This window comes from Aeromonas fluvialis (assembly GCF_000819885.1).
Lineage (GTDB): Bacteria > Pseudomonadota > Gammaproteobacteria > Enterobacterales > Aeromonadaceae > Aeromonas > Aeromonas fluvialis.
This window is the reverse complement of sequence record NZ_CDBO01000069.1, coordinates 43,257-56,098: the sequence shown is the minus strand read 5'-3', so window position 1 is coordinate 56,098 and position 12,842 is coordinate 43,257. Positions and strand designations below refer to the sequence as shown.

Genomic DNA, 12,842 nt, shown 5'->3' with positions numbered 1-12,842 from the left:
TGTCCCCCAAAAGTACCCCAAGAGGTTACTTCGGGGTACTCTCGGGGTAAATTCTCACGAAACAAGATCAGGCAAGAATAGCCAGTAAAAAACAAAGTCCTATATTTACAATTAGTTATGTTCTCACTGGCTGCTTTTTATTGCTGATTTTTCACCACATTACTTGCCGATGCAGAAGCTGGAGAAGATGCGGCCCAGCAGATCGTCGGAGCTGAATTCACCGGTGATCTCACTGAGGGATTCCTGCGCGAGGCGCAGCTCTTCGGCCACCAGCTCGCCAGCCACGAACACTTCCAACTGCTCCTTGGCCACCAGCAGCCGCTCGGCGGCGCGCTCCAGCGCATCCAGATGGCGGCGGCGGGCCATAAAGCCCCCTTCGGTGTTGCCCTGGAAACCCATGCAGGCTTTCAGGTGCTCGCGCAGGGCAGGCAGCCCCAGCTCGGTCTTGGCGGAGATGCGGTAGACGGCGTGGCCTTGCTCCTGGCTCGGTGCCAGATCCTCGCCGGTCAGGTCGGCCTTGTTGCGAATGACGGTGAGGCCGATGTTTTTTGGCAACCGATCAACAAATTCCGGCCAAATTTCCCGCGGGTCAACCGCGTCTGTGGTGGTGCCATCCACCATAAACAGCACCCGATCGGCCTGTTCGATCTCTGCCCAGGCGCGTTCGATACCGATTTGTTCCACCTTATCCTGGGTGTCGCGCAGACCGGCGGTATCGATGATGTGTAGCGGCATGCCATCGAGATGGATATGCTCGCGCAGCACATCGCGGGTGGTGCCAGCGATCTCGGTGACGATGGCCGACTCACGGCCCGCCAGGGCATTTAGCAGGCTCGATTTGCCGGCGTTGGGACGACCGGCGATCACCACCTTCATCCCTTCCCGTAGCAGGGCGCCCTGTTTGGCTTCCCCGCGCACGTCGTCCAGCTCGGACATGATGGCGTAGAGGTCGCCCGCCACCTTGCCGTCGGAGAGGAAGTCGATCTCCTCGTCCGGGAAGTCGATGGCCGCTTCCACATAGATGCGCAGCCGGATCAGGCTTTCCACCAGTTGCTGGATTTTGCTGGAGAACTGCCCCTGCAGGGAGTGCATGGCGCTGCGGGCGGCCTGTTCGCTGGAGGCTTCAATAAGGTCAGCGATAGCTTCGGCCTGGGCCAGATCCAGCTTGTCGTTGATGAAGGCGCGCTCGCTGAACTCGCCGGGGCGGGCAGGGCGGATGCCATCGATTTTCAGAATGCGGCGGATCAGCATGTCCATGATGACGGGGCCGCCGTGGCCCTGCAGCTCCAGCACATCCTCGCCGGTGAAGCTGTTGGGGGCTTTGAACAGCAGGGCGATGCCCTGATCCAGTACCTGGCCTTGCTCATCCTTGAACGGCAGATATTCGGCGTAGCGCACCCGCGGGAGCTTGCCGAGCACTATCCCGGCGACCTGTTCGGCGGCGGGGCCTGAGACCCGGACTATGCCGACGCCACCACGGCCTGGCGCGGTGGCCTGGGCCACGATCGTATCTGTTGTCATCTTGCTTGGCTCGTTTGTTCGCTGATAGGAAAACGTAGTGGGAGACATTGTAATAAAAAAGGCGGCCCGAAGGCCGCCTCTTTTGTCATCACGGGAAGATTAGCTGCGTGAATGCAGTCCTTTCTTCTCCAGCTGACGATAGATGATGGTCTGCTGGATGATGGAGATGACGTTGCTCACCAGCCAGTAGAGAGTCAGACCAGCCGGGAACCAGAGGAACATGAAAGTGAAGATGATCGGCATGAACTGCATCACTTTCTGCTGCATCGGATCGGTTACGGTGGTCGGGCTCATCTTCTGCAGATACCACATGGAAGCACCCATGAGGATTGGCAGCACGAAGAAGGGGTCCTTCACTGACAGGTCAGAGATCCACAAGGCAAACGGCGCGTGACGCAGTTCGACGGACTCCATCAATGCCCAGTACAGGGCGATGAAGATCGGCATCTGCACCAGGATCGGCAGACAGCCACCCAGCGGGTTGACCTTCTCCTTCTTGTACAGCTCCATCATGCCCTGAGACATCTTCTGGCGGTCATCGCCAAAGCGCTCACGCAGGGCCGCAATCTTGGGTTGCAGCATGCGCATCTTGGCCATGGAGGTGTACTGGGCCTTGGTCAGCGGGAACATGATGCCGCGAACCAGCAGGGTCAGCATGATGATGGCCATACCCCAGTTCTGGACGAAACCGTGGAACACGGTCAGCAGCCAGTGCAGCGGTTGGGCGATGAACCACAGCCAGCCGTAGTCGACGGTCAGGTCGAGGTGGTTTGCCACCTTGGCCATCTTGTCTTGCAGCTTGGGACCGACCCACAGCTTGCTGGTCATTTCGACCTGCTGGCCAGCGGCGACGTCTACCAGCGGCGCTTTGTAACCGATGATGGCCTGGCCTTTACCAGGGATCACGCGGCTGTAGAAGCTGTTGGTATCGTCGGCATTCGGTGCCCAGGCAGAGACGAAGTAGTGTTGCAGCATGGCGACCCAACCACCCTTGGTGGTTTTATTTAGGTCGGCATCCTTCATCTCGTCGAAGGTGTACTTCTTGTAGCGAGTCTCTTCGCTGGAGAAAGCACCACCACGGTAAGCACTGGCTACCATGGCATGACCTTCCTGATCCTTCGGCGTTGCTACGGTCTGTTTCAGCTGACCATAGAACTGCACCTGAACCGGCTCGGCAGACTTGTTGTCGATCTTGTAATCAACGCCAACGGCATAGTCGCCACGCTTGAGGATGAACTCCTTGGTGAAGACCACACCCTTGCTGTCGGTCCAGGTCATCGGAACGACGACTTGATCCTGACCATCGGCCAGCTGATAGCTGGTCTGGGCGGCGTCATAGGTAGGACGACCCTGAGGCTGGCTGTCCGGACCGTTGCGACCCACCAGACCGCTCTGGGCGATATAGAGGTGCTCAGGCTGGCTGGTCAGCAGCACGAACGGTTGGTCCTTGCCCTCTTCCAGCTTGTGAGACAGCAGTTCGGCAGACACGACGTCACCACCCTGGGTATCCAGGGTCAGCTTGAGCACGTCGGAAGAGACGGTGATCAGCTTGCGTGCGGCAGTCGCGTTGGCTTGCTCGGAAACCTGAGGAATATCACCGGTCTGACCGGCTTCAGGTACGAAATGTTCGGTTTGGGCCACGGTAGTCGGGGCCGGCTTCGGAGCCTTGTCGGACTCCCACTGTTGCCAGAGCAGAAAGCTCACGAACAGCAAACCGATCAGGAGTAGATTGCGTTGTGATTCCATAGTCTTCAGTTTCTTCGCTTTGGTTGCGGAACCGGGTCATAACCACCCTCGGATAAGGGATGGCATTTTAATAGACGTTTGCTAGCTAACCAAACGCCTTTTATGAAACCGTGAAGTCGGATGGCTTCTATCGCAAATTGGGAACAAGTTGGAGTAAAACGGCAGCGCGGCCCGAGCAGAGGGCTAATGATTAGCTGATACAGGCGTATCAGTTTGATAGCTACCCATTGCAACGGCGTGACAGAGTGCGCCATAGCTTTTCCAGTAACTTGAACAGTTCCTCGTTATCCATCTCTTTCACACCGGCCTTGGCGATCACCACGATGTCGATAGCGGGCAGCTGATGTTGTTTGAGGCGGAAACTTTCCCGAACTACCCGTTTGACACGGTTACGCCAGACGGCACGCTTGAGTGCTTTTTTCGGCACAGCGAGACCAAGACGAGAGTGTTCGAGTGAATTGGGACAGGCGAGAAGCGTAATTTGCGGGGAAGCAGCCCGGACAGGCTCGGCGAAAACGCGTTTGAAGTGTTCGGGAGTTAACAGACGTAACTCCCGAGAGAAGGTGTGCTGGGTAGGCATTAGACTACCAGGCGGGCACGACCCTTGGCACGACGAGCGGCCAGAACTTTACGACCGTTGGCAGTTGCCATGCGGGCGCGGAAACCGTGAGAGCGCTTGCGCTTCAGGTTGGACGGTTGAAAAGTACGTTTCATGATTCGATTCCGTATTTCTGTACAGTTTTGATTGTCACACTTAGCCGACGCGCCAGCTATAGCGTGTGACGACTAGCAAAAGAGGCCGAATTCTAAACAGAGTTCGGCTTTTAGTCAATCCGCCGTTCCCTCTCATCCTGCCTTGGTCTTGAAAAGGCCGCGGCCGAGCGTGAGGATCCGAAGGATCAAGGGCTCCGGATTATACTGGCTACCCGGGGTTAAACAAGGGATCCCTCAATAAAAAAGGCGGCCAGGCCGCCAAAGAGAGAGCTATTTAAGCACTTTGCGCAGGAACTCCCGGGTACGGGGATCCTTGGGATCGACCAATATCTGATCCGGTGGGCCCTGTTCGACGATCCGGCCACCCTCCATAAAGATCACCCGATCGGCAACATCACGAGCAAATTCAATCTCATGGGTCACCACCACCATGGTTTGGTGCCGGCGGGCCAATGCTTTCATCAGCCCCAGCACCTCGTCGACCCACTCGGGATCGAGGGCAGAGGTGGGCTCGTCAAACAGGATCACCTTGGAGTGCGCTGCCATGGCGCGGCCAATGCCGACCCGTTGTTGCTGGCCTCCGGAGAGCGACGCCGGATAGGCATCCTGCTTGTCGGCGAGACCAATATCCTTGAGGATGCCGAGCGCGGTGGCTCGGGCCTCCGCTTTTGGTTGCTTCCAGACGGTGATCAGCCCTTCGGCGATGTTGTCGAGCGCCGTCTTGTTGGCAAACAGGGCGTAGTTCTGGAACACGAAGGAGGCCCGTTTGCGCAGCTCGATCGCCTGCTGTTCGCTGGCCTTGGCCAGATTCAGCTCAAGATCGTCGATGGCAAGGGTGCCCGCATCCGGGGTCTCCAGCAGGTTCAGGCAGCGCAACAGGGTCGACTTGCCGGTGCCGGAGGGGCCGATGATGACGACAATTTCCCCCTTTTTGACCTCCAGATCGATGCCGTTGAGCACCTGATTGCCGTGATATGCCTTGGAGAGGCCGGTTAGCTTGATCATGAGAGCCCTCCTTTAATAGGCACGGTTAAGACGGACTTCCAGCAGATGCTGCAAGCGGGTAAAGAAGATCACCACCACCCAATAGACCAGCGCTACCGCCATGAAGCTCTCGAAGAACTTGAAGGAGGAGGAGGCTTCCATCTGCGCCTTGCCCATGATCTCGGCTACCCCCAGGGTGAATGCCAGCGAGGTGCTCTTGATCATGTCGATGAAGTAGTTCATCAGCGATGGGGTAGCGATGCGCGCCGCCTGCGGCAGGATGATCCGCTGCATCGCCTGATAACGGCTCATGCCGATACTGAGCGCGGCTTCCATCTGGCTTTTGTGAATCCCGATGATGGCAGCCCGGATCGACTCGGCCATGTAGGCGGCGAAGTGCAGGGTCAGGCCGACGATGGCTGCGGTAAAAGCGTCCATCCCCACGAAGATTGGGAATAGCTGCGGCAGCCCGTAGTAGAGCAGGAACAGCTGGACAAGCAGGGGTGTACCTCGGAAGAACGAGATATAGAGCATCGCCAGCCAGTGGATCGCGGGGATGCGAAACACCCGTACTATCGCCAGGGCAAGCGACAGTACGAGTGCCAGCACGAATCCCCACAGGGCCATTTCCATCGTGGTGCCCAGATATTTGAGCAGGATGGGAAACAGCCCCAGCGTGTATTCGAGGTCAAATTCCATCATTTATTTGTCGGTGATGTCGGCAGCGAACCATTTCTCGGAGATCTGACGCAGGGAGCCATCCTTGCGCATGGCGGTCAGGGTCTCGTCAACTTTCTTCAGCACGGCCTGTTTTTCCGGGGTCTTCAGGAAGGGCAGGGCGTTCTCGATGGTCTCGAACGGTGCGCCAGCTTGTTGCAGCGGCAGCTTGGACTCCTTGATCAGCTGGGCGGTGGAGACGCGGTCCATCACGAAGGCATCGATGCGACCCAGGGCGACATCCTGCTCGAAGGCGGAGTCATAGGTGCGGATATCGATCTTCTTGGCCGGATCGTTCTTGCGCAGCAGCTCTTCGAAGTTGGATCCCAGGTTCACCGCGACCGTCTTGCCTTCCAGATCCTTGAGGCCGTGGATGGTGCTGTTGCCCTTGCGTACCACGATCTGGGCGCCGTCATAGACATAAGGCTGGGAGAAATCGTACTTCGCCTTGCGCTCGTCGGTGATGGTGATCTGGTTGGAGATGGTGTCGATGCGGCCGGTCTCCAGCATGCCGAACAGGCCGGAGAAGCTGGCCGTCACGAACTCGACCTTGTAGCCGGTGCGCTCGCCGATCTGGTTCCACATATCCACCTCAAAGCCCTGTAGCTTGTCCTGCTTGACGAAGGTGAACGGGAAGTACTTGCCGGACATGCCGACCTTGATGGTCTCCTGGGCGATCGCCTGACTAGACAGGGTGGCAAGCAGGATGGCAGCGCCGGAAATCAGTTTGATGGATGCTTTCATGGTGTTTCTCTCTCTCAATGTCTTGTATTTGTAGTTGTAATAACTGGTTTGGCCTTGATGTTATTGGAATAAAATTTAAAAAATAAATTACATTTAGTTATATGAAATAACAGGAGATAAGCACGGGATCAACCAATCCGGACGGGGGATCAGGCTGTGGGTAACTTTGGGGATGAAATCCGATCCAAAGGCGCTGGATCCTTGAAAGTCAAGGATCTTATTTGCTGGATCCACCGGGCGATGGCTGGAGATCCGGCGGCTAAAAACGTAGAATAGCCGGTCTTTAGTTAATCAATCGACAGGAGTTTAGAGTGACTGCTTCGCTATGGCAGCAGTGCCTTAACCGGCTGCAAGATGAGTTGCCCTCGGCAGAATTCAGCATGTGGATCCGGCCGCTTCAAGCGGAGTTGAGTGACAATACTCTGACCCTGTATGCACCGAATCGCTTTGTTCTGGACTGGGTACGAGACAAGTATCTCATCCGGGTTAACGGCATCATCAACGAACTCTGCGGGGTCGACGGCCCCGCCCTGCGTTTTGATATAGGCAATCGTCCCCATCCTGTTGCTGTCGCCAGAGCGCCGGTACAGGGTGCCGCGCCTGTGAATAACTTGCAGAAGAGCTGGGAAAGCAAGGCTGAAGCCAAGCCCGAGCCGAACCACAAGAGCAACACCAACGTGAACTATACCTTCGAGAATTTCGTCGAGGGTAAGTCCAACCAGTTGGCGCGTGCGGCTGCCCGTCAGGTAGCGGACAATCCGGGTGGTGCTTACAACCCTCTGTTCCTCTATGGCGGCACCGGCCTTGGTAAAACCCACCTGTTGCACGCCGTTGGCAATGCCATCAAGGAGAGTAAAAAAGATGCCAAAGTCATCTATATGCACTCCGAGCGGTTTGTTCAGGACATGGTGAAAGCGCTGCAAAACAACGCCATAGAAGAGTTCAAGCGTTACTACCGCAGCGTCGATGCTCTGCTCATCGATGACATCCAGTTTTTCGCCAACAAGGAGCGCTCCCAGGAGGAGTTCTTCCATACCTTCAATGCCTTGCTGGAAGGTAACCAGCAGATCATCCTGACCTCGGATCGCTATCCGAAGGAGATCAACGGTGTCGAGGATCGCCTCAAGTCCCGCTTCGGCTGGGGCCTGACCGTGGCGATCGAACCGCCGGAGCTGGAGACCCGCGTCGCGATCCTGATGCGCAAGGCAGACGAGAACCAGATCCATCTGCCGGACGAAGTGGCCTTCTTCATTGCCAAACGTCTGCGATCCAACGTCCGTGAACTGGAAGGCGCCCTCAACCGGGTGATCGCCAACGCCAATTTCACCGGTCGTGCCATCAACATCGATTTCGTGCGCGAAGCGCTGCGCGACCTGTTGGCACTGCAGGAGAAGCTGGTCACCATCGACAATATCCAGAAGACAGTGGCGGAGTACTACAAGATCAAGCTGGCGGATCTGCTCTCCAAGCGGCGTTCCCGCTCAGTGGCCCGTCCGCGCCAGCTGGCGATGGCACTGGCCAAGGAGCTGACCAACCACAGTTTGCCGGAGATAGGTGATGCCTTTGGTGGCCGTGACCACACAACCGTTCTTCATGCTTGCCGCAAGATCGAGCAGTTGAAGGAGGAGAGTCACGACATCAAGGAGGACTATTCCAACCTGATCCGTACCCTTTCTTCCTGATAACGGAACCGAGTGGACAGATGCAGCGCGAATATTCCAACCTGATCCGAATCGTTTCCTCCTAATCACAACGGAGAGCACAGATGCAGCTCGAAATTAGCCGTGAGGCCCTGTTACGTCCTCTGCAACTGGTGTCCGGCGCCCTCGGTGGCCGACCGACCCTGCCGATCCTCGGCAATGTGCTGCTTGTTGTCAGCAACGGTCTGCTGTCACTGACCGGTACCGATCTCGAAGTCGAGATGATCGGTCAGGTCTATCTGAACGGGGCCAGTGAAGATGGCCGCACCACAGTACCGGCGCGCAAGCTGCTGGATATCTGCCGTGGTCTGCCGGAAGGCGCCGAGATCCGGCTCAATACCGAAGGAGAGCGCCTGATCATCCGGTCCGGTCGCTCCCGTTTCAACCTCTCGACCCTGCCGGCGACCGAATACCCGAACATTGAGGATTGGGAATCCGTCCTCGAGTTCGATATCAGCCAGCTGGAGCTGAAAAAGCTGATCGATGCGACCCAGTTCTCCATGGCCAGCCAGGATGTGCGTTACTACCTGAACGGCATGCTATTCGAGAGCGAAGGTCACGGTCTGCGCACCGTGGCGACCGACGGTCACCGTCTGGCTACCTGCCGCCGCGAGGTAGTAGGGGAATCGCTGCCCGATCATCAGGTCATCCTGCCGCGCAAAGGGGTGCTGGAGCTGGTGCGTTTGCTGGAAGCGGAAGACAAGCCGGTGCGGCTGCAGATTGGCCGCAGCAACCTGCGCGCCGCCCTCGACGGTTTCATCTTCACCTCCAAGCTGGTGGATGGCCGCTTCCCGGACTGGCGTCGGGTCATTCCGCGCAACAGTGACAAGGCCCTGATCGCCGGTCGTGAGGATCTGCGTCAGGCGTTTGCCCGCGCCGCCATCCTCTCCAACGAGAAATTCCGTGGGGTGCGTCTCAATCTGCAGGAAAACCTGCTGCGCATCACCGCCAACAACCCGGAACAGGAAGAAGCCGAAGAGCTGCTTGACGTACAATATGCCGCTGGCGAGATGGAGATCGGCTTTAACGTCTCTTATGTGCTCGACGTGCTGAATACGTTAAAATGTGACCAAATTCGGATTAGCCTTAGCGATTCCATCAGCAGTGCCATTATTGAGGATTTTGACCATCAGGATGCTCAGTACGTGGTGATGCCGATGCGGATCTAGTCGTGTCCCTGGTCAAGCTTCAGCTCAGCGACTTTCGCAATATCCAGCAAGCCAGTCTCAAGCTGTCGCCCGGCCTCAACATTTTGGTCGGGTGCAATGGCAGCGGCAAGACCAGCGTGCTGGAAGCCATTCACTACCTTGGTCTGGGGCGCTCCTTTCGCACTCATTTGACCGGGCGGGTCATCCGCCAGGGAGAGAAGGCGTTTACCCTGTTTGCCCAGTGTGAACTGGAGGGGCGTCAGGTCCCGATCGGTCTTGCCAAAGAGAAGAGCGGTGAGACCCAGCTCAAGATTGCCGGGGCGCAGGCCCAGCGGCTGGCCGATTTGGCGGAGCTGTTGCCGGTGCAGTTGATCCATCCCGATGGCTTCAACCTGCTGACGGGCGGGCCTCAGGCTCGCCGTGCCTGGCTCGATTGGGGCGTCTTCCATCAGGAGCCGACCTTCTTTGCCCTGTGGGGACGAGTGCGGCGGCTGCTGAAACAGCGCAACGCGCTGCTGCGCCAGAGCACCCAGTATCGCCAGCTGGCGTTCTGGGATCAGGAGTTGGTGCGGCTTGGCGGTGAACTGGCAGAGTTTCGCGCCAGTTATTGTCAGGCCATTACGCCCCTGATCAAGGAGATGACGGCGGATTTTCTGCCGGAATTCGATATCAGTCTCGGCTTTTACCGGGGCTGGGAGAAAGATACTCCCCTCGGCGATCTGCTTGAGGTGGGGTTTGAGCGGGATCGAGCGCTGGGCTATACCGGTGTCGGTCCACAGAAAGCCGATGTGCGCCTCAAGGCGAACGGGGTACCCGCTCAGGATATTTTGTCCCGGGGTCAATTGAAGTTGCTGGTCTGCGCCATGCGACTGGCCCAAGGGCTCTATTTGAATCAACATAGCAGCCGTGGCTGTATTTTTTTAATTGACGATTTTGCCTCTGAACTGGATGTCGACAAGCGCCGCTTGCTGGCCGCAAGGCTGAAGCAGTGTGCGTCCCAGGTGTTTATCACCGCCATCGACACCGGTCAGCTCGCAGACATGATGGATGCGAATGACTGCAAGTTGTTCCACGTGGAACAAGGTAAAATCTCCGAAACGTTAGAGAAGGCAGAGAGTAAGCTATGAGTGAAAATACTTACGACTCCTCGAATATCAAGGTGCTGAAGGGCCTGGATGCGGTCCGCAAGCGCCCGGGGATGTATATCGGCGATACGGATGATGGCTCGGGTCTGCACCACATGGTGTTCGAGGTCGTCGATAACTCCATTGATGAGGCGCTCGCTGGCTACTGCTCCGATATTCTGGTCAAGATCCATTCCGACGGTTCTGTCTCTGTGCGTGACAATGGCCGGGGTATCCCGGTAGACATGCACGAGGAGGAGGGCCGCTCCGCCGCAGAGGTCATCATGACCGTGCTGCACGCAGGCGGTAAGTTTGATGACAACTCCTACAAGGTATCCGGCGGCCTGCACGGCGTGGGTGTCTCTGTCGTTAACGCCCTCTCTGACAAGCTGTTGCTGACCATTCGTCGTCATGGCCACGTCTACGAGCAGACCTATCACCTGGGCGAGCCGCAGGCACCGCTCAAGCAGATCGGTGATGCCACCACGACCGGAACCGAAGTTCGCTTCTGGCCGAGCTCGACCATTTTCAGCGATACCCTGTTCCACTACGAGATCCTGGCCAAGCGCCTGCGCGAGCTCTCCTTCCTCAACTCCGGTGTCTCCATTCGTCTGCTGGACGAGCGGGATGGCCGCGAGGCGCATTTCTGCTACGAGGGTGGTATCAAGGCGTTCGTTGAATACCTGAACCAGAACAAGACCCCGATCCACCCGAAGGTGTTCCATTTCACCACCGAGCACGATGGCATCGGCGTTGAAGTGGCGATGCAGTGGAATGACGCCTATCAGGAAGGGGTCTACTGCTTCACCAACAACATCCCGCAGCGGGATGGGGGTACTCACCTCGTTGGCTTCCGTACCGCGCTGACCCGTACTCTGAACACCTATATGGACAAAGAGGACTACAGCAAGAAGGCCAAGTCTGCCGCCAGTGGCGACGACGTGCGTGAAGGTCTGATTGCCGTTATCTCCGTCAAGGTGCCGGATCCCAAGTTCTCCTCCCAGACCAAGGACAAGCTGGTCTCTTCCGAAGTGAAGACCGCAGTTGAACAGGCGATGGGTGAGAAGTTGGCCGACTTCCTGCTGGAAAACCCGGGCGATGCCAAGATCGTGGTCAACAAGATCATCGATGCGGCCCGCGCCCGTGAAGCGGCCCGCAAGGCCCGCGAACTGACTCGCCGCAAAGGTGCGCTGGATATCGCCGGTCTGCCCGGCAAGCTGGCAGACTGTCAGGAAAAAGACCCGGCTCTTTCTGAACTCTACATAGTGGAAGGGGACTCTGCTGGCGGTTCCGCCAAGCAGGGTCGCAACCGTAAAAACCAAGCCATCCTGCCGCTCAAGGGCAAGATCCTGAACGTGGAAAGGGCCCGTTTTGACAAGATGATCTCCTCGCAAGAGGTGGGCACTCTGATCACCGCGCTGGGCTGTGGTATCGGTCGCGACGAGTACAATCCGGACAAGCTGCGTTACCACAACATCATCATCATGACCGATGCGGACGTCGATGGTGCCCACATCCGTACCCTGTTGCTGACCTTCTTCTATCGTCAGATGCCGGAAATCATTGAGCGGGGCTACGTCTTCATCGCCCAGCCGCCCTTGTTCAAGGTCAAGAAGGGCAAGCAGGAGCAGTATCTGAAAGACGAAGATGCGCTGCTGCAGTACCAGACCGCCATGGCGCTGGATGGTGCAACCCTGCACGTCAACGAGTCTGCCCCGGCTATCGGTGGTGAGGCGCTGGAGCGTCTGGTCAACCAGCACCGCTCGGTGACTCACCTGATCACCCGCATGTCTCGTCGTGCGCCGGAAGCCGTGCTGACCCAGCTGATCTATCAGCCGGAGTTGAACGAAGCGCTGCTGAACAGCGAGAGCGATCTGCTGGCCTGGTGTCAGGGTATGGAAGCCGTGCTCAACGAGAGCAACCACGGTATCCAGTACCAGATCCAGGTTCGTCGTGACGAAGAGCGTAGCCTGTTCGTGCCGCACGCCGTGGTACGTCAGCACGGTGTCGACCGCGAATACCCGCTCAGCTACGACTTCCTGCAGTCTGGTGAATATCGTCAGCTGGTTTCGCTGGGCAAGGAGATCGCCAACCTGATCGAGGAAGGTGGTTACATCAAGCGTGGCGAGAAGGTCAAACCGGTTGCCAACTTCGTGGAGGCCGTCGACTGGCTGATGGGCGAAGGCAAGCGTGGTATCTACATCCAGCGCTATAAAGGGCTGGGTGAGATGAACCCGGACCAGTTGTGGGAAACCACCATGGATCCGGAAGCCCGTCGCATGCTGCGCGTCACCATTGACGACGCCGTCGGTGCTGACCAGCTCTTCTCCACCCTGATGGGTGATGCCGTTGAGCCCCGTCGTGACTTTATCGAGACCAATGCCCTGCGCGTAGCCAACCTCGACGTCTAATCGACGCAGTCAGCTCGATATAAAATGCCGCTC

At 57.6% G+C, this 12,842-nt stretch carries 12 protein-coding genes; 4 read left to right on the top strand and 8 right to left on the bottom strand.

Annotated features, from left to right (window positions below; translation table 11 throughout):
* Positions 1-159: 159 nt before the first annotated feature.
* The 8 genes from mnmE to BN1125_RS15485 form a co-directional block, all read right to left on the bottom strand.
* On the bottom strand, positions 160-1,521 hold the full coding sequence (gene mnmE, locus BN1125_RS15515) for a tRNA uridine-5-carboxymethylaminomethyl(34) synthesis GTPase MnmE (protein WP_019445516.1): 1,362 nt from the start codon (positions 1,519-1,521) through the stop codon (positions 160-162).
* A 99-nt stretch (positions 1,522-1,620) separates the two neighbouring features.
* Positions 1,621-3,267 (bottom strand): membrane protein insertase YidC, encoded by a 1,647-nt coding sequence (gene yidC / locus BN1125_RS15510; protein WP_042013329.1) that lies wholly within the window; start codon positions 3,265-3,267, stop codon positions 1,621-1,623.
* 5 nt (positions 3,268-3,272) lie between these two features.
* The gene (gene yidD, locus BN1125_RS18710) at positions 3,273-3,521 is read right to left on the bottom strand and encodes a membrane protein insertion efficiency factor YidD (RefSeq protein WP_010672280.1); all 249 of its coding nucleotides are present in this window, start codon (positions 3,519-3,521) and stop codon (positions 3,273-3,275) included.
* Complete coding sequence (gene rnpA, locus BN1125_RS15505; protein ID WP_005339313.1) at positions 3,488-3,847, bottom strand: ribonuclease P protein component; 360 nt, start codon at positions 3,845-3,847, stop codon at positions 3,488-3,490. Before rnpA ends, yidD begins: the two co-directional genes overlap by 34 nt.
* Complete coding sequence (rpmH, locus tag BN1125_RS15500) at positions 3,847-3,981, bottom strand: 50S ribosomal protein L34 (protein ID WP_005307156.1); 135 nt, start codon at positions 3,979-3,981, stop codon at positions 3,847-3,849. The genes rnpA and rpmH overlap by 1 nt, the downstream gene beginning before the upstream one ends.
* A 270-nt stretch (positions 3,982-4,251) precedes the next feature.
* Positions 4,252-4,986 carry an amino acid ABC transporter ATP-binding protein gene (locus BN1125_RS15495; RefSeq protein ID WP_042013327.1) on the bottom strand — a complete coding sequence of 245 codons (735 nt, stop codon included), beginning with the start codon at positions 4,984-4,986 and terminating at the stop codon, positions 4,252-4,254.
* A gap of 12 nt (positions 4,987-4,998) precedes the next feature.
* Entirely contained in the window at positions 4,999-5,667 is a 669-nt protein-coding gene (locus BN1125_RS15490; RefSeq protein ID WP_156993430.1) for an amino acid ABC transporter permease, read from the bottom strand.
* A complete protein-coding gene (locus tag BN1125_RS15485; protein WP_042013325.1) occupies positions 5,668-6,426 on the bottom strand; it encodes an amino acid ABC transporter substrate-binding protein in 759 nt (252 codons plus the stop codon).
* 311 nt (positions 6,427-6,737) lie between these two features.
* Between BN1125_RS15485 and dnaA the strand changes: the two genes are divergently transcribed.
* The 4 genes from dnaA to gyrB all read left to right on the top strand — a co-directional run bounded on the left by dnaA (position 6,738) and on the right by gyrB (position 12,809).
* Positions 6,738-8,108, top strand: a complete 1,371-nt coding sequence (dnaA, locus tag BN1125_RS15480) for a chromosomal replication initiator protein DnaA (RefSeq protein ID WP_005339307.1) — start codon at positions 6,738-6,740, stop codon at positions 8,106-8,108.
* Positions 8,109-8,191: 83 nt separating this feature from the next.
* Positions 8,192-9,295, top strand: coding sequence for a DNA polymerase III subunit beta (gene dnaN, locus BN1125_RS15475; protein ID WP_042013324.1), 1,104 nt, complete (start codon positions 8,192-8,194; stop codon positions 9,293-9,295).
* Between the two features lie 2 nt (positions 9,296-9,297).
* The gene (gene recF, locus BN1125_RS15470; RefSeq protein WP_042013323.1) at positions 9,298-10,401 is read left to right on the top strand and encodes a DNA replication/repair protein RecF; all 1,104 of its coding nucleotides are present in this window, start codon (positions 9,298-9,300) and stop codon (positions 10,399-10,401) included.
* The gene (gene gyrB, locus BN1125_RS15465; RefSeq protein WP_042013322.1) at positions 10,398-12,809 is read left to right on the top strand and encodes a DNA topoisomerase (ATP-hydrolyzing) subunit B; all 2,412 of its coding nucleotides are present in this window, start codon (positions 10,398-10,400) and stop codon (positions 12,807-12,809) included. The genes recF and gyrB overlap by 4 nt, the downstream gene beginning before the upstream one ends.
* The last annotated feature ends 33 nt before the right edge of the window (positions 12,810-12,842 follow it).